This is a genomic window from Clostridioides sp. GD02367 (assembly GCF_045900275.1).
GTDB lineage: Bacteria > Bacillota > Clostridia > Peptostreptococcales > Peptostreptococcaceae > Clostridioides > Clostridioides difficile_A.
Genome location: NZ_JBJODK010000001.1, coordinates 344,491 through 371,301, shown reverse-complemented (window position 1 = coordinate 371,301; position 26,811 = coordinate 344,491). Strand labels below are relative to the sequence as shown.

The 26,811-nt window shown below is 27.1% G+C and carries 22 protein-coding genes; 16 read left to right on the top strand and 6 right to left on the bottom strand.

Annotation, left to right across the window (positions count from 1 at the left end):
- Nucleotides 1–30: 30 nt before the first annotated feature.
- On the top strand, nucleotides 31–1,368 hold the full coding sequence (gene xylA, locus Q3223_RS01520) for a xylose isomerase (protein ID WP_054271572.1): 1,338 nt from the start codon (nucleotides 31–33) through the stop codon (nucleotides 1,366–1,368).
- Between the two features lie 87 nt (nucleotides 1,369–1,455).
- Here the strand turns inward: xylA and Q3223_RS01515 are convergent, their stop codons facing one another.
- Genes Q3223_RS01515 through Q3223_RS01505 form a run of 3 tightly spaced genes read right to left on the bottom strand, consistent with a single transcriptional unit; the run spans nucleotide 1,456 to nucleotide 5,264 of the window.
- Complete coding sequence (locus tag Q3223_RS01515) at nucleotides 1,456–3,186, bottom strand: alkyl sulfatase dimerization domain-containing protein (protein ID WP_407811490.1); 1,731 nt, start codon at nucleotides 3,184–3,186, stop codon at nucleotides 1,456–1,458.
- Nucleotides 3,187–3,216: 30 nt separating this feature from the next.
- A complete protein-coding gene (locus tag Q3223_RS01510; protein WP_054271570.1) occupies nucleotides 3,217–4,476 on the bottom strand; it encodes a DUF1254 domain-containing protein in 1,260 nt (419 codons plus the stop codon).
- Between the two features lie 14 nt (nucleotides 4,477–4,490).
- Nucleotides 4,491–5,264, bottom strand: a complete 774-nt coding sequence (locus Q3223_RS01505; RefSeq protein WP_054271569.1) for a sulfite exporter TauE/SafE family protein — start codon at nucleotides 5,262–5,264, stop codon at nucleotides 4,491–4,493.
- Between the two features lie 335 nt (nucleotides 5,265–5,599).
- On the opposite strand from Q3223_RS01505, the gene Q3223_RS01500 reads away from it, so the two are divergent.
- From Q3223_RS01500 to Q3223_RS01465, 8 genes are all read left to right on the top strand, one after another.
- A complete protein-coding gene (locus Q3223_RS01500) occupies nucleotides 5,600–6,799 on the top strand; it encodes a S41 family peptidase (RefSeq protein ID WP_407811489.1) in 1,200 nt (399 codons plus the stop codon).
- Nucleotides 6,800–7,130: 331 nt separating this feature from the next.
- On the top strand, nucleotides 7,131–7,589 hold the full coding sequence (locus tag Q3223_RS01495; protein WP_054271567.1) for a helix-turn-helix domain-containing protein: 459 nt from the start codon (nucleotides 7,131–7,133) through the stop codon (nucleotides 7,587–7,589).
- A 20-nt stretch (nucleotides 7,590–7,609) separates the two neighbouring features.
- Nucleotides 7,610–7,966, top strand: coding sequence for a DUF4180 domain-containing protein (locus Q3223_RS01490; RefSeq protein ID WP_054271566.1), 357 nt, complete (start codon nucleotides 7,610–7,612; stop codon nucleotides 7,964–7,966).
- A gap of 159 nt (nucleotides 7,967–8,125) precedes the next feature.
- On the top strand, nucleotides 8,126–8,878 hold the full coding sequence (locus tag Q3223_RS01485) for an ABC transporter ATP-binding protein (protein WP_054271565.1): 753 nt from the start codon (nucleotides 8,126–8,128) through the stop codon (nucleotides 8,876–8,878).
- A complete protein-coding gene (locus tag Q3223_RS01480) occupies nucleotides 8,879–10,786 on the top strand; it encodes an FtsX-like permease family protein (protein WP_407811488.1) in 1,908 nt (635 codons plus the stop codon).
- A gap of 151 nt (nucleotides 10,787–10,937) precedes the next feature.
- Entirely contained in the window at nucleotides 10,938–11,615 is a 678-nt protein-coding gene (locus Q3223_RS01475) for a response regulator transcription factor (RefSeq protein WP_074179880.1), read from the top strand.
- Nucleotides 11,612–12,631: a sensor histidine kinase gene (locus Q3223_RS01470; protein WP_407811487.1), complete on the top strand. Its 1,020-nt coding sequence runs from the start codon at nucleotides 11,612–11,614 to the stop codon at nucleotides 12,629–12,631. Before Q3223_RS01475 ends, Q3223_RS01470 begins: the two co-directional genes overlap by 4 nt.
- A gap of 627 nt (nucleotides 12,632–13,258) precedes the next feature.
- A complete protein-coding gene (locus Q3223_RS01465; RefSeq protein WP_167640279.1) occupies nucleotides 13,259–14,290 on the top strand; it encodes a transglutaminase-like domain-containing protein in 1,032 nt (343 codons plus the stop codon).
- A gap of 115 nt (nucleotides 14,291–14,405) precedes the next feature.
- On the opposite strand, the gene Q3223_RS01460 is transcribed toward Q3223_RS01465, so the two are convergent.
- Nucleotides 14,406–15,380 carry an aromatic acid exporter family protein gene (locus Q3223_RS01460; RefSeq protein WP_284182362.1) on the bottom strand — a complete coding sequence of 325 codons (975 nt, stop codon included), beginning with the start codon at nucleotides 15,378–15,380 and terminating at the stop codon, nucleotides 14,406–14,408.
- Nucleotides 15,381–15,850: 470 nt separating this feature from the next.
- Between Q3223_RS01460 and pepI the strand changes: the two genes are divergently transcribed.
- The 6 genes from pepI to Q3223_RS01430 all read left to right on the top strand — a co-directional run bounded on the left by pepI (nucleotide 15,851) and on the right by Q3223_RS01430 (nucleotide 24,356).
- Entirely contained in the window at nucleotides 15,851–16,732 is an 882-nt protein-coding gene (pepI, locus tag Q3223_RS01455) for a proline iminopeptidase (protein WP_054271559.1), read from the top strand.
- A 289-nt stretch (nucleotides 16,733–17,021) separates the two neighbouring features.
- Nucleotides 17,022–17,825, top strand: a complete 804-nt coding sequence (locus Q3223_RS01450; protein WP_219672827.1) for a hypothetical protein — start codon at nucleotides 17,022–17,024, stop codon at nucleotides 17,823–17,825.
- An 11-nt stretch (nucleotides 17,826–17,836) separates the two neighbouring features.
- Complete coding sequence (locus tag Q3223_RS01445; RefSeq protein ID WP_407811486.1) at nucleotides 17,837–18,967, top strand: ATP-binding protein; 1,131 nt, start codon at nucleotides 17,837–17,839, stop codon at nucleotides 18,965–18,967.
- A 3-nt stretch (nucleotides 18,968–18,970) separates the two neighbouring features.
- Complete coding sequence (locus Q3223_RS01440) at nucleotides 18,971–20,380, top strand: VWA-like domain-containing protein (RefSeq protein ID WP_074179875.1); 1,410 nt, start codon at nucleotides 18,971–18,973, stop codon at nucleotides 20,378–20,380.
- A 214-nt stretch (nucleotides 20,381–20,594) separates the two neighbouring features.
- Entirely contained in the window at nucleotides 20,595–21,092 is a 498-nt protein-coding gene (locus Q3223_RS01435) for a CarD family transcriptional regulator (protein WP_054271555.1), read from the top strand.
- Nucleotides 21,093–23,000: 1,908 nt separating this feature from the next.
- Entirely contained in the window at nucleotides 23,001–24,356 is a 1,356-nt protein-coding gene (locus Q3223_RS01430) for a peptide MFS transporter (protein WP_054271554.1), read from the top strand.
- 200 nt (nucleotides 24,357–24,556) lie between these two features.
- On the opposite strand, the gene Q3223_RS01425 is transcribed toward Q3223_RS01430, so the two are convergent.
- Together Q3223_RS01425 and Q3223_RS01420 are read right to left on the bottom strand one after the other, a co-directional pair.
- Nucleotides 24,557–25,438, bottom strand: coding sequence for a PhzF family phenazine biosynthesis protein (locus Q3223_RS01425; RefSeq protein WP_054271553.1), 882 nt, complete (start codon nucleotides 25,436–25,438; stop codon nucleotides 24,557–24,559).
- Nucleotides 25,425–26,177 carry a TrmB family transcriptional regulator gene (locus Q3223_RS01420; RefSeq protein ID WP_167640521.1) on the bottom strand — a complete coding sequence of 251 codons (753 nt, stop codon included), beginning with the start codon at nucleotides 26,175–26,177 and terminating at the stop codon, nucleotides 25,425–25,427. The genes Q3223_RS01425 and Q3223_RS01420 overlap by 14 nt, the downstream gene beginning before the upstream one ends.
- Nucleotides 26,178–26,431: 254 nt before the next feature.
- Here Q3223_RS01420 and trxA point away from each other — a divergent pair, with 254 nt between their 5' ends.
- Nucleotides 26,432–26,749: a thioredoxin gene (trxA, locus tag Q3223_RS01415; RefSeq protein WP_054271551.1), complete on the top strand. Its 318-nt coding sequence runs from the start codon at nucleotides 26,432–26,434 to the stop codon at nucleotides 26,747–26,749.
- Nucleotides 26,750–26,811 lie beyond the last annotated feature (62 nt).

The following is a 26,811-nucleotide window of genomic DNA, read 5'->3' as shown; positions in this document are numbered from 1 at the left end:
CATATGTGTAAAACATTAGGAGGATATGAAATGAGTGAAATATTTAAAGGAATAGGACAGATAAACTTTGAAGGAGCACAATCTAACAATGAGTTAGCATTTAGATACTACAATCCTGAACAAGTAGTAGGAAATAAGACTATGAAAGAGCACTTAAGATTTGCAATGAGTTACTGGCATACTTTATGTGGAGAAGGTAATGACCCATTTGGAGTAGGTACAGTGGAGAGACCTTGGAATAATATAACAGACCCAATTGAAATTGCAAAGATTAAAGTTGATGCAGGATTTGAATTTATGTCTAAAATGGGAATTGAGTATTTCTGTTTTCATGATAGAGATATAGCTCCAGAAGGCAAAAATTTAGAAGAAACAAACAAGATATTAGATGAAATAGTTGAATACATAAAAGTTAAGATGAAAGAAACAGGTATAAAGTTATTATGGGGAACTGCTAATATGTTTGGAAACCCAAGATTTGTTCATGGTGCATCTACAACATGTAATGCTAATGTTTACGCTTATGCAGCAGCTCAAGTTAAGAAAGCCATGGAAATAACTAAGTATTTGGGAGGAGAAAACTTTGTATTCTGGGGTGGAAGAGAGGGTTATGAAACTTTACTTAACACTAATACAGAGCTTGAAATGGACAACTTCGCAAGATTTCTACAAATGGCTGTAGATTATGCTAAAGAAATAGGATTTACTGGGCAGTTTTTAATAGAACCTAAACCAAAAGAGCCAACTAAACATCAATATGATTTTGATACTGCTACTGTTTTGGGATTTTTGAGAAAGTATAATCTAGATAAATACTTCAAAATGAATATAGAAGCAAACCATGCTACACTTGCAGGACATACTTTCCAACATGAATTGAATATGGCAAGAATAAATGATGTTTTAGGAAGTATAGATGCGAATCAAGGAGACCTATTATTAGGGTGGGATACAGACCAGTTTCCAACAAATATATATGATGCAACACTTGCTATGTATGAAGTGTTAAAACAAGGGGGAATAGCTCCAGGAGGCTTCAATTTCGATTCTAAAGTAAGAAGAGCATCTTTTGAAGTGGAAGACTTATTCCTAGCATATATTGCAGGTATGGATACATTTGCAAAGGGATTATTAGTAGCTCATAAATTATTAGAAGATGAGGTATTTGAAAACTTTACTAAAGAAAGATACTCAAGCTTTAGTGAAGGTATAGGTAAAGACATAGTAGATGGTAAAGTTGGATTTAAAGAATTAGAAACTTATGCACTACAAATGCCAGTGATAAAGAATAAGTCTGGAAGACAAGAAATGCTAGAAGCTATACTTAATAGATATATATATGAAGTAGATACAATATCTAAGAAGTAGATATAATATATAAAATACAAAATCAAATTAAAATCATAATAAAATACCTATTTTGAAATAACAAATTCAAAATAGGTATTTTAAAATTTACTGCAACCAAAATGGCATATTTACAAATGGAGTAAACTTATCAAATAAGTCTAAATAATTTTGAGCTTTTTTAGGGTTATCACATTGAACTAGACCATTTTCAATAGCTTGAATAATTGAGAGTTCTTTTGTAATTAATTTTGCCCAAGTTTCTTTAGAAGAATTAATTGAAACATCAGCTTTTATGTCACTATCCTGATTATGTATTTCAACAATCCCTCTACGTAACTCTAGCTTAAATGTTTCATTAGTATCAGTCACACATGCCAGTAGTGTCATATGAACATCAGAACTTTTAGGACCATTTAATTTAACCTTAAAAGATTCAAACATAGCTTTGGATGTTAGACCTATAAATGAGTTTGAAAATGGAGGAAATCCAGCATTAGCTCCAACTTGATTTACTATCTGTTCAAAACATCCATCTAATGCCATAGCACTAGTCAAATACCAATTACGCCAAGTAGCATTTTCTGTTTGGTATCCAAGCATACGAATAGCAGTTGCTTTAAGTCTTCTAGCCTCCATATCATTATTATCTATACGTATAGGATAATTTAATATCTCTGTAGCCCATTCATAATCTTCTTCATCGATAGCTTTTTTAGCCTCAGCTAATATTATTTCACGACCACCCATAATTTTTACATATTTTTTAGCTGCATCTTTAGGATAAATAGGATTTAATTTACTTGCCTCACCATTAAACCAACCTATATACTGGTCATAAACAGCTTTGATTCCCTGCTTAAATGTTCCATAAAATTCACCTAGACGTTCTCTTTGAAATAGATGAGGAGGAAGTTTTCCTAACTCATTTATTGCATAATCAGGAGTATACCCCATATTTATAAGTCTAACAGCTTGGTCATGAGTATATTGTATAGCATCTCTATAATCTGTTAGAAGGGAATTACATTCATATTTACCATGTAAGGGTCTCATATGAGTTCCAACTAAATAATGTGGTTGATATTCACGAATTTTATCAATCCCTGTGTACCATTTCTTGGCATCGCGGACAGTACCTCTAACAGTATATATATTAGGGAATATTTCACCTTGGACAGCATCTCCAACAAACATTATCTTCTCATTAGGTAAAAATATACACATAGCATCTTCTGTCTCAGCTTCACAGTGGAATAGTTCTAAATCAACTCCTGATATAGTTATCTGTAATCCATCTTCAACAGATGAAAATGTATTTGGTTCAATAAATTTATTAGAACCTTTTGATAAAACTGGTCCACATCCTAAATTAACATAACCATGTTCTCCTTTAGGAAGTATAGAGCCATACATCCAAACAGCTCTTCCCATTCTAATATCTAGTAGTTCTCCACTAGCTTGTGAGAAGTGTTTTATAAATGTTTCATCAACAATAACTAGAACTTCTTTACTTTGGCTTTGTTCTTGACTCACACAAACACTCATACCACCCCAATGGTCCCCATGATTATGAGATATTATCACAGCTTTAATAGGTTTATCAGTAATCTTACGAAAATGCTTCATGATTTCTTCCATCATTTCAATAGTCTCACCTGGGTCAATAATTATAATTCCATCAGTTCCTTCAATCATAACAGGATAAGATAATCCAAAACCAACTGCACTATATACATTTTCGCCTGTTTTATAAATTTTCTGTTCCATTGTTTTAGAATGCTCTGTTAATCTAGGATTAACAAATTTTGATTTTTCAGTATAAGCAAAATTACTCATGAATATAACTCCTTTTAAATATTAACAAATTTATTGGTTTACTCTAGTAACAACTGGAGGTAGCCATTTACCTAAAATGGCATCTTCACTTGGGCCATATAATCTTAGTGTCATGTAAAATTTATCTTTAGGTGCTGGTAGCCAGTTTGATATTTTATTTTTATCTTTAGGTGATTTATTTTGTATATATATGGTTAGTGAACCATCTTCATCGTAAAATAGTCCTTTTGTACGGTCTCCAATAGAGTAGCGGTCAATTTCATTATCTACTAAGAACGCATTTTTAAACAAATACATCGTTAATGACCAAAATTGGCTAACAGGAGGAAGTTCATTTTTATTGAACTTTATCTCATAATCAAAATTTCCATCTAAAAATTGACCAGTACTATCTTGGAAAGTGCTTGGGTATAAAGATTCTTCTGGTTGATTAGCTAAAGCACCTTTATGCCACACTACTGAACGTTGTAAATAATCTTCTCCATAATTACCAATACCTTTTCGAGCAACTCTCCAGAAGTTATGGGATTCTCCAAATGCTAAGCCACCTTCATTAATAAGTTTTTTCGCACTATTACAAGCTTCATTTAATATATCATCAGGAACTTCTTTTAGCTGTTTTGATGACAATATGTCTGTTCTAGTTTTTAAGGTTGGAATTAATAAAAGTATGCTATTAAGGGTTTCAAAAAATTCATGGTAATTTGAATTTTTATATATTGGCAAATCTTTGGTATCATAGTCATCATGATGTGTCTTGTTAGACATCTCGGAGAGTCTATGTATTCTAAACTTGTTTTGTATATCTTTAACTTCCTGAACATCATTTTTATCATTGATAAGAACCCTTAAAAATGCTAGTGCAAAAGGTGTATCACTTTTAATTACATTGGTATCTTTAGGTAAATCACCATTCCAATCTGGTCCAATAACAGTAAATTTATTTGATTTTGTCCCAGTTAATCTTCTACCAATATTAGTAATTGTTTCTGTAAATAAGTCTAATAACTGTATAGAGTAGTATCTATCATTGGTGTCTGGAACTTCTATTACTGCTGGTTGTTCACGTAAGTCTAGCCAAGCTCTTGAATATGTTGTATCATTGTTTGGTGCTGGTATAAATGATGTTTTTGGTGATGCTACAGTGGCAGTATGAGCAAATTCATTAAAACTTGTTGTCTTAGTCTTTGGGTTAATAATTTGTGTATAGAGTAATTCATACATACCTACTATTGGATATCCATAGATATAAGCATTTTTAACTGTTTCAAATAAATTAGTTTTGTTCATTTATAGTCTCTCCTTTAAAATAATCTTATTATATTCCACAGACATGTCATTATAACGAATAACATGACTGAATTATAAGCAATGATTAAATTACTTTTATTTATTTTTTTATTAATAGTTGTACCGAATATTCCACCTAAGATTGCAGCTGGAATTATATATAGTAACATCGATATTTCAAGTCCTGAAGGTATTGACTTTGAAATTAATAGAGTTATTATCTTTGAAGCTTGTGAGAATAGTATTAGTATTATTGAGTTAACAGATGCACTCTTTAAATTCATTGAGAAAAATAATGTCAGAGCAGTTATATTTATAGGGCCTCCACCTATTCCTAAAAAAGATGAAATCATTCCTAGAGTATATCCAAGTAAAACTGTAAATATACGATTCTTTATATGGAATTGTTTTTTGTTAGGTAGATTTATGTACACCAGTATAATTACTAATAAAGACAAAAGGAGTCCATTTTGAATTAGCTTTATAAACCTATCTTTGTTAATAAAATCAACTATAAATTCAAATATCTCAGTACCAATTAAACCACCTAAAATTGCACCTATTCCAAGTAGGACAGTCGTAGGTTTTTCAAATTTAGTTTTATATTTAATATGTTTAGTAACAGCAGAACAAGACATAGTAAATACTGCACATGTTGATAAAAAGTTTATAACTGAAGCATCTAGTTCAGTTACTGCATCTAGTACTGGTTTTATGATAATTCCGCCACCAAGACCAGAAATTGCACCTATAATAGAGGCTATAAATCCTACTATAAAAAATACCATATATATCTCTCCTATTCTGAAGTTTTATGTTGATTTCTTGATAGTAATTGTTCCCTAAAATAGTAAAATAATTTATCTATTTTTACAAATACTTTAGATATATGATAAAATGTAGTAATTATTTGACCCTTACATTTTGATTTGTTTGAAGTTATTTTGAGTTAAAATAAATTAAAAAAGATAAGAATAGTAATTTCTATTTACGATAAGAATATTAAGATATTAAAGATGCCTAACTAATATACGAATTATAATAAAGTTTAAATATTATTGTTAGAGATTTATGATGGTACTAATATATTAAAATATAAAATTTGAAAGTTGATGAGAACTATATGAAAAAGAAAATATTGTTTTTAGTAATTATTTTAACATTTATAATTTTATTAGGTAATTCTACTTATTCCCAAAAGAATCAACTATCTGAAGAAGAAAAGATGGATGATTTTAAACATGTATATAATGTTATAAAAACAGGATATCCTTATTTAAATGTAAATAAAAGAATTAATAATACTGATTGGTTAGAAAATAAGGACGAATATATAAAAAGAATAAAGAGTACTGAAAATGATGAAGAATTTATAGAAGAAATGTCATCCATATTATCTGAATTAAATAATAAACATACAGAGCTAATCGACAATAAAAAACGATATGAGCTTTTTAAGAAATCATATTCTAATAATGATTGGTACGATTTTCTTAATGATGAAAAAGTTGTGGATAGATACAATTCTATAAATCCTAAAATAAAAGCTCCAAAGGATATTTTTGAGAAAAAAGAATTAATTTTGGAAGATGTAATCAAAGGTAAAGTAGGATACATGTATCTACCATCTATGTCATCAAAGCATGGACCTATAGACAATGATTTAAAAGCAATTGAAGCATATATTAATACTCTAGAAAAACATAAAGCTTTAATTATAGATATGAGAGGAAATTCAGGTGGAAGTGATAGATATTGGCAAGGAATTGTATCTAAACTTATAAAAAATGATGTTAAAATAAATGGATATAGAATCTATAGAAATAATAATGAAATAGTAAAAAAATATACAAGTGTAAGAAATATAAAATTAGAACCTGTAGAAAACTTACCAACAAACATAAAGAAAAATGCACCAGAAGAGATTATGAAAGATTTCAGTGGTTTTGAAAATACTTCTTATACCATAAAATCGAAAAGTGACTTAAAGTTTAAAGGCAATATATATTTGCTTGTAGATAAAAAAATATATTCATCATCAGAGGCATTTGCTATGTTTTGTAAGGAAACTAAATTTGCTACTTTAGTAGGTGAAACTACTGGAGGAGATGGTGGATGTATAGACCCTGTATTGTTTAACTTAAAAAATAGTGGTCTGATAGTTAGAATGGCGAGTTGCATGTATTTAAATAAGAATGGAGTATGTGATGAAGAATTTAAAACTATTCCAGACTTTAAAGTGAGAGATTGTGATAGAACTAAGAATTTTGAAGATGATAATTGTATAAAAAAAGTAATAGAGCTTGAAAATATTAAGAATTAGAAAGCTTTTAAAAGTTATCTTGTTAGTTGAAATATTGAAATATAAAAATGTAAAAATACACTGTGAAAAGCAATTTGAAAAGATTTTAAATTTTTTCAAATTGCTTTTTTACTTAAGAGATTTTTCATTATAGTTGGACATAATTAAGCAATTTAATTTATAAGTTTAGTAAAGATATTATAATAAGTTACTAGAAAATGTTAGAATGCAATAAGATGGAATTAAAGTATATTAAAGTCTAATATATAGCAATAAAATACAAAATAAATTTGACTTTTTGATATTTCTAAATTAATATATTGTTATTATCAAATGAAAGGTAAGTGTAATTATGGACGAAAAGTTTTATACAATAGACCAAGTTGCAGAGATTTTAGAAATGCATCATAAGACAATAAGAAAATTTATAAAAGATGAAAAATTAAAAGCTAATAAAGTTGGCAAACAATGGAGGATATCAAAAGAAGATTTAGATAGGTTTATGGATGTAAAGAGTGATGAGAATAATGGTTTAGAATTTAAATTGAATTCATATAAGGAACTAGGATGTATTCCAAAGGTTAATGTATCTACAGTAGTTGATATAAATAGTATCTCGAATAATGAATACTCACGTTTATCAAACTTACTTTTGGCACTTGTAAATAATCCGACCTCAATGTCAAGTGGCTCCACTATTAACTTGAAATATAATGAAAATGAAAATAGGCTTAGAGTTATGTTATGGGGAGATATAAAGTTTATTGAGGATATGTTAGGTTCTATATCCATATTAATAGAAAACATTTAAAACAGAAATGAGGAATAAAAATGAATTATAATATAAAAGAACAAAATGACAGAAAATATATTTTTTTAGAGAGTAAGTTTAATTCTGAAGGAGAAATAATGGATATTATATCTATATGTATGGAGCATGGTATAAATTATCTTATGCTTAGTAATAATTCACTTTCAGATGATTTTTTAAATCTAAAAACTGGATTAGCAGGTATTGCATTACAAAAATTTATGACTTATAGGATACAAGTTGTTGCAATTATTGATGATGAAAGCAGGATAAATAAGAGATTTTCAGAATTAATGCTAGAGCTAAATAAATCAAATAATTTTAGAGTAGTGAACAATTTTGAGAGTGCTAAAAAACATATCTCAAATATAAATTGATAATATAAAGTTATAGACTAAATACTTTAATAGCCTTTTTGCCTATGTTACGAAAGTGTAATGTTAACAGTTAAAATGTAATATTTGCTTAAGGATTTATTTATATAAAACCTTTAAAATAAACATATATTAAAAAATTAGCAACTGGAGGCTATTATTATGAAAGAAATATTAAAAATAAAAAATATATCAAAAGATTATGGGATAAAAGGATTTAGAACAAATGTATTAAAAAATATATCTCTTACAGTCAATGAAGGTGATTTTATAGCGATAATGGGTCCATCTGGTGCAGGGAAAACAACATTACTAAATCTTATGTCTACACTTGATAAACAAACTTCAGGAGAGATAATCCTAGATGGAATTAATATATCAAAAGTAAAAAATAATGAACTGTCAAAACTAAGAAGAGAAAAAATAGGATTTATATTTCAAGACTACAATTTATTAGATAACATGAAGTTAATGGATAACATAGCACTTCCTCTAGCATTAGGAAAAAAGAAAAGTAAGGAAATAGAAGCTAAGGTATTTTCTATAGCCAAAAAATTTGGATTAGAAAATCATTTAGATAAATATCCTTATCAGTTATCAGGAGGGCAAAAACAAAGAGGAGCAGCAGCTAGGTCATTAATTACAAACCCAGCAGTTATATTTGCAGATGAACCAACAGGTGCTTTAGACTCTAAGTCAGCATATGAGCTTTTAGAATCATTAGAAAGAATAAATAGAGAAAATAATGCTACTATTATAATGATTACACATGACCCTCTAACTGCAAGTTATTCTAATGAAGTATACATGATAAATGATGGGAATATAAAGTGCAAATTAAACAAAGGAAGTAACAGAAAAGAATTTTATAAAAAAATTATGGATATGTTGGCCTCTATGGGAGGTGACATGTAAGTGAGTATACTTGGAATTGCGTATAATAATTTTAAGAGTAATATAAGAACGTATCTAGCATTTTTTATATCTATGGTTTTTTCAGTAGTTGTACTAACTAATTTTGAATTATTAAGATATGGTGATGCTATAAATGTATTGCAAGGAGAAAATAAAAATTTTACATTATCAGTGTTAATAGCTGTAATAATGATACTATCAGTATTTTTATTTTTCTTCATCTGGTATGCAACAAATATATTTTTTAAAAATAGGTCAAAAGAAATTGGGATATTGTCTTTTATGGGGTTAGACTTATATACGATAGGAAGAATATATTTTGTAGAAAATATGCTTATAGGGGTAAGTTCTTGTATAACAGGAATAATTATAGGAATAATAACTTCTAGATTTTTTCAAGTAGTGATAATAAAGTTATCTGGATTTGATATAAAGGTATCTAATGGACTTAGCATGGAAGCTATACTATATACTACTTTGATATTTATTTCTATATTTATAGTAATGGCTATAAAAGGTTTTATAACAATATGTAGAAGTAGCGTAATAAATCTAATTAATACATCTAAAAAGCAAGAAAAAATACCTAAAGTAGGAATAGGTATATATATTTTAGCTATAATATCAATTATAGTAATAGGATATGGTTATTACCTTTCTACTAATATAAGGACTGGAAATATAATGAGTGTAATACCTGTTATAGCTATAATAATAGTTGGGACTTATGGACTATTTAAATCAGTTGTTCCTGTTATATTTGATATTATAATAAAAAATAAAAAAATATTATTTAATGGAAACAATATAATTGCAATAAACAATATAAATTACAGATTAAATAAAAACTATAAAACTTATGCTATAATAGCAATAATTATAACCACTACAATATCTACTCTTGGAGCATCAGTTGCAATGAAATTTATACATCAAAATGCTCAAGAGCAAAGAAATGTATATACTGTCAGTATAGTTTCATTGGACAAAGATGAAGTGAATAAAACACAAATAGAGAATATAATAAAAGATACTAATAAGATAAAATATTCAGTAAACCCAGAGCTAACAATTTTAGAAAACACAGATAGTAAGAATGTTTATGACAAAACTAATGCTATAATAAAATATAGCGATTTTAGCAATATCCTTAAAGAAAATGGTCATGATGAAGAATTAAAAGAGTATGGTGATAAGCTAGTTAGAGGAGATAATGTAATAGAGTTAAAAAGCCCTCAAACTATAGTAACAGTAGCTACAAAAGAAGCTCATGTAACCCTTGATGGACATTTATATAATATTTCAAAGGGAGAAGTAAAAGTTCCAGTGTTAGGCACAGGATTTAATCAAAGTATCATAGTAGTAAATGATGATACATATTTCAAATTAAGAAATAAAGGACAACAAGTATATTTTTATGGGGCAAAAGTATCTAAAGAAGAAAATAGCCAGGTGATGTTTAAAAATATTGAAAAGAATCTAAGTTTAAAAAATGGTTATATTCAAAATGGATATAAAGCTCAAAATGAAAGTCAATGGATGAAGTTTGCATATGTAGTGCTTGTATTTTTATTCTTAGTATTTGCACTTGTGGCTGGAAGTATAATTTACATGAAAATATATAGTGATGCATATGAAGATAAAGATAAATACAAGATTTTATTGAAAATAGGTACTACAGAAAAAGATATAAATAGAGCTATACTTAAAGAAGTAGCTATCTTTTATACTTTACCAATGTTAAGTGCAACAATATCTAGCTATTTTGCATTGAGGTTAGCAGGAGAATTACTGATGGCTAATTTATTTAGTATATATATACTAAGTTTAGTTATATGCTTGATAATATTTATAATATATGGAGCAGTATCTGTCAGTAAGTTTAAGCGTGTAGTATATAAAAACTAATTGATAAATTACTAAAAAACGAGGAGATTCTTTTAATAAGAGTCTCTTTGTTGATTAACTAAAGAATTTGACCGATAAACCTATATAAAATATGTTATTATATTAATACTTTATAACATAATTAAATATTAAAATAATGGAGAGTACGCAAATGTATAGAATTTTATTAGTAGAAGACGATATTGATTTATCAAAAGAAATTGCTCTTGCATTGGATAAATGGGGATTTAATGTAGAATTAATTAATAACTTTGAAGCAGTTTTAGATGAATTTATAGACAAAAAACCAGATGTAGTACTTTTAGATGTAAACTTACCATTATATAATGGTTTTTACTGGTGTGAGAAAATTAGAGCTATTTCTAATGTACCAATAATATTTTTATCATCAAGAGATTCTGATATGGATTTAATAATGGGGATAAATAATGGAGCAGATGATTATATTACCAAACCATTTTCTATAGATATATTAGTTACCAAAATAAACGGTATAATAAGAAGAGTCTACAATTATAGTGACTCTAGTAGTATTATGTACTACGACGAGTTGATATTTGATGTGGGAGGAGGAATTATAAAGCACAAATACAAGGATGAAAGTTTAGAATTGACTAAAAATGAAATAAAAATTTTAACCTTATTATTAAAAAATAAGAATAGAGTTGTATCAAGGGAAAGTCTTATGATGACTCTATGGAATAATGATGAGTTTGTGACAGATAATGCACTTACTGTAAATATGAATAGATTGAGAAGTAAAGTTAAAGAGTTAGGTTTTGATGATTTTATAAAAACTAAGAAGGGCATAGGATATATAATACAATGATAGCGAAATATTTAAAAGGTAGGTCTAAGTATATTATCATCTGTTTAATTATAGTCAGTATAATAAATATATACTTATTTGCTATAGATGTATTTAAAAATAAATATGCAGAGTTGGTATATTTGGATTTTTTAGTAATATTTATAACAATATTATTTTTTGTTGTGGATTATATCAGCTTTAGAAATAGTTATAAAAGTTTATATGATTGTATAGAAGATAATGGTGAAATAGATGGTTATTTGGTTGAGGGACAATCTTTTGAAGAGAATCTAATGAGAGCTATTATAGAAAATCTAAAAATAAAAAATAACAATGATATAGAAATTTATAAACAATCTTTAAAAGAATTAGATGAGTACATGGCTAAGTGGGTTCATGAAATAAAGATTCCAATATCTTCTTTGAGTATAATTACAGATAGGTTAAGCAGTATAGAAGATAGTATAGATATTAAGAATCAAGTTGCTAAGATAAACTTTTTAGTTAACTCCATTTTATATAGTAGTAGAAGTAATACCATGTTTGAAGATGTATTTATAAATAAGGTTAAATTAGAAAAATTAGTAAAAATGGCTGTAAAAAATAACTCATTTTTGCTTATAAAAAATAACATTGAAGTTAGTTTAAATAAACTAGACTATGATGTCTATACAGACTCTAAATGTATGTCATATATTTTAGACCAAATTATTAATAATGCCATAAAGTATTCTAAAAAAGCTGGTAAAATTGAGTTTGATTCAAGAAAGTTAGAAAATGGAGTAGTATTATCTATAAAAGATTTTGGAATAGGCATAAGTGAAGAAGATATAGTTAGGATTTTTGATAAAGGTTTTACAGGTACAAATGGAAGAAATCAATTGTATAAGTCTACTGGAATGGGGTTATATTTTGTAAAGAAAATGATAGATAATTTGGGTCATGACATTGATGTATGTTCAGAAAATAGTTCGTATACAATTTTTAATATCTATTTTTATGATATATCAGATTATTTAAACCTAGATAGTTAGGTTATTATAAAGACTATAACAATATTAGAGATAAAAATATTTGCATAAATTTTATAAAGACTTTTATCTACTTTAAAATAAAAATATTACTGGAATAAAAAAATTCCAGTAATATTTTTATTTTAAACTTGTAACTATATTTAAATGAATAATATTTATAGTATAGTTAAAATATAATAAAATTTATCATAATATAGTATTTTTATGAATACATTCTATATTTTTCCAGAAACTGTATTGAATATTAAAATTATAATAGATATAATATTAGGTGGAGATTGTATAAAATGTATACAAAATTAGCCTTAACTCTATTATTTACAATTCTATTTATTCTTGCCATTACTAATAATTGGATAGAGATAGCATTTGCTACATGATATTGGTGTTGAACATATTAATTAACATTATTTTATCAAGCTGACAGCAAAGGCACTGATTTTCTAGTTATATTGTATACAAACTATGTAAAAATATCGACTAGATTTTCCATGAAATTTGAACATTTCACAAAAGTATGAATGTAGAAACAGACATGTTGACAATCCACCTTTTTAAATCCAAAGTGAGCCTTATTAATGGCAAGGAATAGGAAGTAACTATATTTTATAAAGGAGAATATTGAGTATGAAAAAAATTAGGAAGTTAGCTACCAAGCTATTGATTGCAACAATAGTTTTAACCTCAGGTATGAGTATGACAGTTTATGGTATGACAGCCAAGGAAGTAACAGCAAAGACACCAAAAAGCTATGTCACAGGAACTAATAGCATATATGGCCCAAAGCTGTCACAAGCACAATTGAATTCAGTAGCACAAGCAACAGCAGATTTTATGAATAAGAAAATCACAAAGAATATGACCACAGATGCTAAGATTTTAGTTGCCTATAATCACATTAAAAATAACACAACATATGTTGACTGGAACGCAGCAGAGGGAGCCAATACTGCCTATACATTGGTTACTAAAAAAGGAGCATGCTCTGGAATGGCTAGGAGCATGAAGGCTTTGTGTGATGCGATGGGAATTGAATCTTATTATGTCCACAGTAAATCAAATGACCACCAGTGGAATCTTATACGTTTTGGTGATGGGCGTTTGTATCATGTAGATATTGATGCTAATAAGTCAGCAGGAAAGGACATTATATACAAGAGTCTTAGCCACCCATTACCATTTGATAAAACAGCATATCCAACAGTTGGAGCAGTAGTACAAACTCAAAAACCAGCACCACCTGGGAAGCACACTATGTTACCACATCAAGAAGGGGCAAAGGTTGTTGGAAAATTTGGAGATATAAAGGACAAACATGTAATGTATGAAGGTGTTCGATGTATTGTAATTAATTCATCAGTAAATACAGTTAAATTTATAGGTAGTAAATCAAATTTAAATCCATCAAATCTTACGATTGCTGTAATAGGATTTATGAACACACCATATGGGATGTTTGCATTAGCGCCAGAAGGTAAACCTGTTGAATATCCTTTTGAATATGATAAGCCTTTTTCTTTAGATTTTAGTGGTAGAAATCGTTCTGGTGCAGAATTAGCGAAGTACTGCAAAAAAAATGATGTGACTATTAAAATAGAAATTACCGATGAAAAAGCTAATATTGGACTTGGTCAAGTAATGTATATTCGATATGAATAATGATTAACTCATGACCGTAGAATAAATTATAAACATTGCGCCCTCTTATTGGGGGCGCATTTAACATTATATCTGATATTTTTTAGTTGGGTCAACTACTGTATTTCTCCTCTTTTTATTTATAAAAATTATTATCTCTAAGTTCCTGAGCATGTATACGATTAATTAAAAACTGTTTTAACTTAGTCAAGCATAAGAATAAAATGGCTCTATTCTCAAATTCTATTCTATTTACAGGTAAAGGTTGATTTTTCATACTTGACAATAATCTATCCGATTCCTCAAGAAGTAGATTTCCTGTTTCAGCTTCAAATTTGGTATAACCTATCTTATGTATGAAAGCAGATAGAATATGAGCTTGTGGTGGTGTAGAATTTAGTTGAGATACATAACCATACAAACTTTCTAAAATATCCCTTTGACTTTTTATAATATCCATGTGCTCTAAGAAGAATTTAGTGTCATTTAATAAAGTATTATTAATATTATCATAAGTTTCAGAAATACTTCTATCAATAAGTGAATTTAATGTATATAAATCTCTACTATATTCATTCTCTTTTTTAGGGTTTACAATAATATCTGCAATGTCTATAAGTACAACGCTCACTTCTTCTTGTAACTTTTTTTGAACTTCATAGATTTTATGTATATTTGTTGGAATATACATGTTTATTATGACACCTATTCCAGTCCCTATTGCAAATATTCCAGCTTCGTTTAAAATCCACTTAATAGATGTTTCTTCTTGAATGAAGTAATGGGATGCGATGACTACACACATAGCAATGACATCTTGAATATTTAATAAAAAACAAATTGGTATAATTATAAATATAAATATTGAAAATGAAGTCAAATTATATCCTAAAATATTAAAACATAAGTAGGAAAAAAGAGTACATAAAAGAAAACCATAAAACTTTCCAATAAAGCCTTTAAGAGTTTCTTTTTTAGTGTTCTTTACTGTAAGTAGTACTATAACTCCAGCAACCATTGAGTATTCTAATTTTAATAGCCAAGCAATAAATATAGCAAGAGAGCATCCTAAAGATAACTTTATAACTTTAAGTAAATCGATATTGTTCAAATACAAGCCTCCTTTAAAATATAATAAAAATAATTTTATCATAAAACCAATTTTATTTGAAATGGAGTTAACAATATTTTATTTAAAAAATACTGTAAAAATCGATAAAAAGATAAGCAAATAGAAATACAAAGATATCTTTTTTAATGTAAAACATTGTAGAATACAAAATATTATAATGAATATAAAATAATTATATTCTATTGAGGAAATAATATTTTATATTACTATATATATTATCGAACAATATAACTATAAATATATCTATTATTATTAACATAAAATAAAATTATATAGTTAATGTGATTTTATAATTGATTTGGTATGGAGATTTTTTTCTTTTATGTTATACTATTTATGAACACAAAAGTAAAGATTAAAATACATCAATAAAGGTGTATTATAAGCTTTAAATAGCCATATTAATGAACATAATTATTGTTCATAATAGCAAATTGGAGGAGATAAACATGAAAATTACTGAAGGATATATGCCTTTTGAAGGTTTTAAAACCTATTATCGTATAGTAGGAGAAAACACTGAAGGGAAGAAACCATTAGTACTACTTCACGGAGGACCAGGTTCTACACACAACTATTTTGAAGTATTGGATAAGGTAGCTGAGAGTGGTAGACAAGTAATAATGTATGACCAAATTGGTTGTGGAAATTCATTTGTAGAAGGGCATCCTGAGTTATTTAATGCTGACACTTGGATAAAGGAGCTTATTGAACTGAGAAAGCATCTAGGACTTGAAGAAATTCATCTATTAGGTCAATCTTGGGGAGGTATGCAGGCTATTTGGTATGCTCTTGAGTATAAACCACAAGGTATCAAGTCATACATTCTTTCATCTACTCTTTCTTCTGCAAAGCTTTGGGAGAAAGAACAAAAAAGAAGAATCTCATATATGGATGAGGCTGACCAAAAAGCATTGCTTGATGCAGTAAATACTGGAGATTACTCTAGCAAGGAATATAATGATGCGCTAGAAAAATTTATGGAAATGTATTGTGCAGGTGAAGTAACAGAAGATTCTCCTGAATGTCTAAGAAGACCTAAAAAATCAGGTTCTGAAGCATATATTGTAGGATGGGGACAAAATGAATTTTCGCCTACAGGGACACTTTCTGGATATGAGTTTACAGATAGATTACATGAAATCAAGGAACCTTGCTTAGTAACTAGTGGAGCAATAGATTTATGTTCACCATACATTGCAAAAACTATGTATGATAGAATTCCTAATAGTAAGTGGGAGTTATTTGAGTATTCAAGACATATGCCATTTGTTGAAGAAAATGATAAATATATAGAAGTTTTAACTAAATGGCTAGATGCTAACGATTAAAAATAATGTGAATTTATATAAAAAAGAGGCTGGACATATTGTCTAGTCTTTTTTTATTATTAATAGAAGTATTAAAATCTTATCTAGATTTACAGATAATGGAATTAAATTTATGTATATGTATTTAATTTTACTGTATTTTAGAAATTTTTTTATATATTGGTATAATTATTCTGTTTAAATTTGCTTAAAAAGTATATTAATTATAATAAGAAACAATTATATAAATAGGAATAGATTATTATAATTAGTATAGAGATAAAAATAATTATAGAGAGAAAGGCATATTATGGAAAAGGCAAGAGTTATTGAAATGATAAAAAATAATCCTAATATTATATCTACTTTAAATAATCCAACTGATGAAATGAAACTACTAGCTATCAAAGAAAATGGGCTTGTACTAGAATATATAAATAATCCAACTAGAGAAATGCAAGAGTTAGCAATAGATAATAATGTTAGGGCGATTAAATTTGTAGATAATCCAACTGAAGATATGATGATAAAAGCAGTAAATGAGGGATGGAGTATACTAGACTATATCAAAAATCCAACTGATAGAGTTATTAAGATGGCTATAAATCAAGCTGGATGGGCTATTAAGTATGCTAAAAATCCAAGTGAAGAACTGCAATTATTAGCAGTAAGAAAAAATTATGATTCAATAAAATTTATAAAAGAGCCTTATGAAAGTGTACAAGAAGAGGCAGTTAGAATAAGTTATGATGCATTAAGATATATAGAATCACCTAGTTATAATGCAGAAATTATAGCTATAAAAAATAATGAAGCAGCTATTGGCTTTATAACTGATTTAGATAAGAATAAAATGTTAGAGTTTTTGAAAGTTAACATTTTAGTGATTAAATATATTATAAAGAAAATATCTAAAGATGAATTAGAGGGAGTATTAAAAGACGTATTATCAAAGGAAAATGTTGAAGAAAAATATGTTAGAGATTTTTTAAACTGTAGTGTTATAGATAGGAATAGTGAAAATCTGCCAATAGATAAAATTATGTTTATTTATAAGTATGGAAGTAAGACAGCAAAAAAAATAGCTGTGGATGAGAAATTAAAGATTATGTAGGAGAGAGAAAAATGAATTTTATAGACACATTAAAAAGCGTTGACTTAATATTATCCACTGGAGAAGTTCCCTTAATAGTGGGAGAAAGTGGGATAGGAAAAACAGCTTTAGCAAAAAAACTTGCTGAAGAAAATAATTGGAGTTTAGTTGTTATTGATGGGAACCTTCTTAAAGAGGGTGAAATAGGTGGTCTTCCAACTATAGAATCTTATGTAGGAGTTAATTCAAATGGATATAAGATTGAAAAGAAAACAACAGTATATGCTGTTCATAACAAATTAAGAGAAATTGATGAAGAGATATCTAAAGGTAAGAGTGTTCTTTTATTTATAGACGAGATAAATCGTTGTGAACATACAGTGCAACAAGAACTTATGAATTTAATTTTGAATAGAGAGATTAATGGATATAAGTTGCATGATGATGTAAAGATTTTGGCAGCAATGAACCCATCAAGTAAATATGGTTCAGACTTTGATTATCAAGTTGTGGATATGGATGCAGCCCAAGAAAATAGATTTGTTTGGCTGAATATGGAGAGTGAGCATACACAATGGTTAAAGTGGGCAGTTGATGAAGGAATTGAAAGAGAAGTTATAGAATTTATTTCTACTTTTCCAGAATATCTTCATAAAATAAATGAAGATGATGTAAGAGCGACTCCTAGAAGTTATGAAAGAGTATCTAAAATTTATAAAGTTTATAAAGAAAAAAACAATTCAATTCCTAGAGCAGTATTTTTAAATGTTATAAAAGGGAATATAGGTAAGGTTATTGCAGAAGAGTTTATAAGTTTTATTGAATCAGATTCTAAACCATTAATATCTTATGAAGATGTTTTTTTAGGAGAATCTATGGATGATTCTATTATAGAAAGAGTAAAAGATGAAAGTCATACAAGGCTTTATCTATCAGCTATGAATATCTTAAAAAACTTAGAATTAAATATTAAGAATGATAAATATGAATCAAATCAATATGTTAATAGATTTATTGAATTTTTAAAAGTATATCCTGTAGACTTAATGATAGGAATTATGAAGGATATTAGAAACAGTTATACTGAAGTGTATAAAAAAGCCATAGAAAATGAAGAGTTCGTAAAATCATATTTTGAATCTTATAGTCTAATAAGGGGATAATGTATGGAAAATTATTTTGATAAGCAAGCAAAAGAACTTTATAATAAAGCAAGTGAAATTATAAGTACTCATTCTATGCTAAAGGCAAATCGTGCGAATGAGAAATTTGATGTAGATATACCACAAGATTTTAAGTATGAGTTTTTTAATCTTATAGATAAAGTTAATTTAAGTCTTATGGAAGAAAAGGATAATTTTTATGGATATTTTTTGTTTCAGATGTCAAGAGAGATAAGATTTGATATAAGTAGCCCTACAGGTGTAAATTTTAAAGGAGCTAAATATGTTATATACTTTAATCCAATGGTTTTTTTAACACTTGATATAGAGCAAATGGAAACTACAATTAAACATGAAATTCATCACATACTATCTATGCATTTGGTGAGAGCTAAGGAATTAAAAGGAAAGTACAGTACATTAGCTATCAATATGGCAATGGACATAGTAGTAAATAAATTCTTAACTAATTTGCCACCATATGCAACTACTTTGGAATGGGTAAATTTAAAATATTCCTTAAAACTTGAGCCATATGAGCCTTTTGAATATTATGTAGAAAAAATCCAAACTGAATTAGATTTACTAGAAGAGGATGAAGATGGTGAAGAAGATGATAGTGATAAATATGGAAATATAGAAACTGAATATAGTCCAGAAAACACTCATAATATTTGGGAAGAATCTAATGATATAGATGAAAAAACTCTTAAAGAATTTACTGAAAAATTTATTAATAGTTCTCAAAAAGGTAAAATTCCTGCTTACTTAGAAAGTATGATATCATCAATTAAAAATAGTAAAGGTGAATTGCCATGGAACTTGTACCTTAATAGGATAATGGGTACAGTTGAAAGTAATAAAAAGAAGACTATAACAAGAAGAAATAGAAGACAACCAAATAGATTAGACCTGAGAGGGGAGCTTAGAAGTCATAAAGCAGAAATAGCAGTTGCTCTTGATATAAGTGGAAGTATCAGTGATGAAGAGTTTAAACAAGCGATTAAAGAAGTTCTCAATATTGTGAAAAACTATAGTCATGAAATTACGGTTATAGAATGTGATAACGAAATTAGACGTGTATACAAGGTGAGAAACGAAAAGGACCTAAAAGATAGAATTAGTATAGGTGGAGGTACTAGATTTTCTCCAGTATTTGAATATGCCAATAATAAAAAGATTAATTTGTTAGTTTATTTTACTGATGGGAAAGGTGAAAGTAAACTACAAGTAGTACCTAAAGGGTACAAGATTTTATGGGTTATTTCTGGAAGGGGAGATGAACTTTCATTGAAAGAGTCTTATGGAGCAGTTAAGAAACTTACTAAAGTCGAAATAAAGAATGAAATATTAGAGATAAACGATGTAAGAAGTGATGGATATTCAATGAATAGTCAAGCTCCAATTTTATAAGTACTCATAAAATATAAACTATTTTAATTTATATTTGCGATGTAAATCTAAAAAAATACATTAACTAGTGGTTAATGTATTTTTTTATTTTAATAATATAAGTTTTATTCACATTAAAGTCCCAAAATATGTTAAAATATAATATATAGCAGATAGTTTTGGCAAGATGAATTCAGTTGCCAAAGCTATTTTTTATTAAGGATGGTGATGTTTTTTGTTTAAGGTTGATGATTATATAATGTATGGTATGACAGGAGTATGTAAAGTCCTGGATATAACAAACGAACAGATTACAAAAGGAATAAAAAAAGAGTATTATGTGTTAAGCCCTATTTACTCTAGTAACACAGTAATAAAAATTCCTGTAGATAATGAGAAAGTACCAATGAGAAAGTTACTTTCTAAAATTAATGTTATTTCATTAATAAATGATATTCCTAATATGGATACACTATGGATAGACAATGAAAAAACAAGAAGTGAGCAATTTAAAAAAATACTTAGAAATGGTAAATGTGAAGAGTTAATAAAACTAATAAGAAGTATATATGATAATAAAGAGTATGTAAAATCTATTGGTAAAAAAACACATCAAGCAGATGACAATATAATGAAAGAAGCCGAAAGATTATTGAATGAAGAATTTGCAACTATTTTAGATATCTCTCCTGATGAAGTTAGTTCATATATATCAAGTCATATACCTCAATAAAGTATTTTATAGTATCTTTTATTTAAAAATCATAATCTAATAAAATATAATTAAAAAATACGAGCAGAATATAATTTAGATTGTAAGTATTAAAACATAAAAAATATTGAATTTAAAATAATTATACATAATTTAAATATAGACTGTAATAAATTTGAAAAAATTAATATTCAACACAAAAGGTAAAGTGAAGTATAAAATTAATTTTAAAATATACATTTATAAATATTTTTTTGTTGTTTTTAATCAATTTATAAAATTAGCTACTTGGATTTATAGTATGATGGTTTATCTAGGTTAAAAATTGTATAATATTATCAAATATTTTTTTATTTTAAACAAATAAGATGGATACTATATTGAATAGAATCCATCTTATTTAAATTTCATTTATAGTTATTTGTTTAGGAACTATTTTTTATATATGAAAATCTATTGTAATAGAGTGTTTTTGGATTAGGATATTTTCAAAAAAATATAATCGACAAAATAAGACTAAATATATGATGAAACTTATAATTAAGAAAATTACTGTATATTTACAGTATAACTTGAAAAATTATAGTTGTACAAAATTTGTTAATAATTTTATTAGAGTAATATGGAATGATTAAATAGTTTGTTTTTAAATAAACTTTTTCTTTTTTAGTTAAAGTGTAATTAAGATAATAAATAAATATAATTATTTATAAATGCTTCAATATTGTTAAAAGAATATTTATTAGGCGTATTTAGTTAGATTACTTATAATGTACTTGAAATAATTGTATTTATCTACATTTAGAAATTTAAGATAAGAAATCATTTTTAGAAGATAAAGTATATATAAGTTTGAAAATTTAAGAAATCTATTAAGTTAATTAAATATATAACAGTTATTTAATTAACGTAATAAATTTCTTAAATTCAATTTGGATTTTTTTATATCTTATTTACTGTAATTATTTTTAGAAAATATATCTATTTTGAAATGTATGATTTGCTTATTATATATTGAATACAAAACGCTTATTTTAAGAAATAAATAAACTAATAAAAAGGTCAAAATTTCATTTCTAAAAAACATTCTAGAGATTGATTTAATTTATATTTCCATACAAAATATTTTATATAATATACTTGACAAATATAATTTAAATTTTTCTAATTATTTACTGTCGATTAATCGATTTTTTCCTTGCATATAAGTATATATTTATGGTACGATTTACATGGTGAAATAAATAGGGGGAGGTGAAAAATAAATATTCGTGAAAAAGTTTTCAAATTGAGGCATTTTTGTGTGAAATACATTATAAATACATAACATAGCTTCGGTTAATATTATTAAAACGAATATGTTGATAATCACTTTAAAGTAACAGTTTTTATGTTTAGATTCACAGTGTTTAGTATAAGCTTAATTATAAGAAATAAATCTAATCTGTGAATAGATAGTAGTTTATTTGTTTAAGTTGAGAATTGGTTAGATGAAGTAATATATAGATTTAAAAAGTAAATAAAAACATTATTTTAATAAATATATGTTGCTTTATTTGAGACTCCTTTAAAAAAGCACTTAAATGTAATTATATAAGTCGCCACAAAAGGAGGAATTTAGTTTGTAAAATACTATCACGTAAAAAAATAAGAATTGCTATGGTGAAGATTTTTTCATGGTTTTAAGTAAGAATCTAATGATTTATAAATATATCTGAAAATAATGAATTTATATAATTTAACTTTATAATTAAAAAGCATATTAAATTTGTTCCATGAAAAGATAAACTCTACAAATAAAAACGCAATTATCTTAATAATTATTACAAATTGTTTTACAAAACAATGTCACCATATCTTTCATTAAAAAGAAAGAATCTGGATAAAACGTAAAAATATAAAAATACAATTAAGAAAGGATTTAAACTTATGAGCACAACAGTAAATAAGAAGGGTAAATTCCCTATAGGATTTTATATCTGTTCTACAACTTTCTCATTTGAAAGAGCAGCATATTATTCTGCTAAATTTTTAATTTATATATTCCTTACAACAGCTGTAATTCATGGTGGTCTTGGAATAGATAAGGGGCAAGCTGCTATAATGCAAGCTAACCTTGTTGCATTCACATATCTTGCACCAATCATTGGGGGATATATATCAGATAGATGGATAGGAGCTAGGTATACTATACCTATAGGTATGCTTATCATGGGAATAGGATATTATCTTGGTTCTATTGCAACTACAGTTTCTATGGTAAATGCAATGATAATATTAGTTTCAATTGGTACTGCATTCTTTAAAGGAAACGTATCAGCAGTAAATGGACAGCTTTTTGATAATCAAGAAGAGCTTGATACAGCATTCTCAGTACAGTATTCTTTTGTTAACATAGGTTCTTTTATTGGAACTACAGCAGTTGGGATACTTTATGCTAAGACATTTGCAAAAAATGGTGTGCTTGGATTCTCTCAATGTTTCTTCATAGCAGCTGTACTTTGTGTAATAGGTGCTATATGGTTCACATATGGATGGAGATTCCTTGGAAATGCAGGAAAGAGACCATTTAAAGAAGGTGTAGTTGCTGAAAAAGTTGAAGCAAAAGATAATTCGCCTCTTACAGGTATGGATAAGAAGAGAATTTGGGCTATTATACTTATTTCATTCTTCTCTGTAGTATTCTGGTTATTCTGGTACTTAACTTATCTTGCAGTTTATGATTATGGTGCAGCATTTGTAGACATGACTATAGGAGGGTTTGAAATTCCTCTTGCTTGGTTTGACTCATTAAATGCACTTGTATGTATAGTACTAGGTCCAGTTCTTGGAGCATTATGGTTCAAACTTGCTAGTAGACCACAAGGAGATATAAGTTTATTTAAAAAGACAGGTCTTGGATTAACATTCTTAGGTCTTGCATTCTTAATGCTTGTTGGAGCAGAACTTTCAAGAGGTGTTGGAGCTCCTGAAACTGCTAAAGCTAGTATAATATGGATAATCATGTTTGGTATACTTCTAAGTTTTGGAGAAATGTTATTCTCACCACTTGGTAACTCTTTCGTAAGTAAGTATGCACCTAAGAAACTTCTAGGTGTTCTTATGGGAGTATGGACATTTGCCACTTTCTTAGCTGGTCAAGGATATGGATATATATATGCATTCACTCTTAAATTTGATATGATTAAGGTATACACTGTAATTCCAGTAATACTATTTGTTGCAGCTATACTATTATTCTTATCTGATAAGACATTAAGTAAACTTGTTGAGGATGATAAATAATCAATAAATAATTATTATTTTATATAGATTAATCTACAGTAATCATATTGTATTAGGTTGATTTGTAACTAATTAATAATAAAAAGATTTGCTCTTAAGTATGATATTATTATATATATTAGAGTAAATTCATTAGAAAATAGATAAAAAAATACTAGTCTTAATTGACTAGTATTTTTTTTATTAAATTAGATAAAGGATTAATACATAATTTCTCCACTTAAAACAGTATAAGCACTTCCTCCAATTTTTACAGAAGATATATCATTATTTTCCTTTTCTATATTTACATATACTTTTCCAGGTCTGTTTATAAAATTACCTTCCTCACCAATAAAACTAGTTTTTTCTAAAATATTATGTTGTACTATATAAGATGATACACAAGCATTTCCAGTTCCACATACAGGGTCTTCTGTAACTCCAACATATGGTGCAATAGATCTTAAATGATAGTCACATTTTTTATCTATAGTCTCTATGCAAAATGGAGTTATACCAATTATGTTATTTTCACCACTAAATTTTTTGATTTCATTTAAGTCTGGAGAAATATTTTTTAAATCATCTAAAGATTTTAATCCAAATACAAGCCACCAAAGTCCAGTATTTACCTTCATAATTGGATATTCAAGAAGTCTATCTTCATTTACACCTATCATTTTAGCAAGTTCTTTTCTGTAGTTATCTAAATTTACAAATTCAGGAGAATTTTGCTCCATCATAAATATATTTTCATTATCTATTTCTTTAAGTTCTACGGATAGCACACCAGCTTTTGTTTCTTGATAAAATATATTTTTATTAGTATCAAGTTTTCCCTCTTCTAAAAGTGCATGAAAAGCTCCTACTGTTGCATGACCGCATAAATCAACTTCTAAGCCAGGTGTAAAGAATTGCACTTTGAAATCTGCTACATTTGATTTTGAAACGAATGCAGTTTCTGATAAGTTCATTTCTTTAGCCACATTTTGCTTGATTTCATCAGAAATATTGGATGCATCAGTAACTACACCAGCAGGATTTCCACCAAAAGGTACAGTTGTAAAAGCATCAACTTGTTTAATCTTAATTTTGTTCATTTTTGAAACCTCCCTTTGTTTTTTCTGAAATATAAATTTCATGTTTTATGTATTGAGTTCCAATATATAAAATATTAGAGTTTTTTGTCCAAATTGAAATAGCTTCACTTCCTTCAGATAAGTTTCCTGTCAATATTTCATTGTTATCTACAATTAAAATCATTCCTTTGTAAAGCTTTTTATTTTCAAGTGTAGTATCATTTCCTCCATGAATATGAACATTACTTAGACCTTCAAGCATTTTATTTTCTAAAAGTAGTATTTCAACATTAATATTTTTTTTACAAGCAACTAGAAGGTCATTTTTTAGTTCAAGAATTTCTTCATAGGGGCAAGAAATTATAATCTCTTGACTTGCATTATTTATCATTTCTGTTGCTTTTTTTAAGATATTTTTATCACCTTTTATATTTAAAACATATTCTATATTCTTACCTTTATTTAATACCTGTAAGTTATCATTTAGTTTGTCTATAGAATTATTAAATTCTTCTTTTTTATTTTTTAATAATTCACTAGGATTTATAGGTACATATTTAATGGGGTCAGCTCCAACATTGATAATTATATTATTGTTTATTAGTCTTGTTATATTTTCATAGACTTTTGATTGTGGGACACCTGATAATTTGCTTATCTCGTATCCTGTTAAAGGATTTTCTTTTAATAATGCTATGTATATTTGAGATTCATATTTTGTAAATCCTATATTTTGTAACTCATTAACTATATCATCCATAGGTAAACTCCTTTTATAAAATATTAGTAACTACATAGGTAGTTATTAATTAGATTTTATAACTTAAATAGTGAAATGTCAACTATAATTAAGTGAAAAATAAAAGTTTATAGTATAAATATTTAACATTACAATTATACCTGGTGTAAGATTAAAATTATTAAAAATGAGTAGTTACAAAAAAGTGACTAATTGAACTGTTACATGGGTCGTAGTATATTAATATCAAGAAAACAATAAAGGAGATATATGTTATGTCAAAAATAATAAATAACAATGAATTTATAAACGAAGTAGAAAATAAAGATGGATTAGTGGTTGTAGATTTCTTCGCAACTTGGTGTGGACCTTGTAAGATGTTATCACCAGTATATGAAGCATTAGGAAATGAGATGGCTGAAAAAGCAAATTTTTTAAAAGTGGATATAGACCAAAGTATAGAATTAGCTCAAGAATTTGAAGTATCTACAGTACCAACTGTAATAATATTTAAAGATGGAAAACCTGTAGATAGATTAATAGGATTCATACCTAAAGATAATTTGAAAAAGAAAGTTGAATCATATATGTAATTAAAATAAATCTCATATGCAAACAAAAAACTCATCACAGTGAGTTTTTTTGTTTATATTTA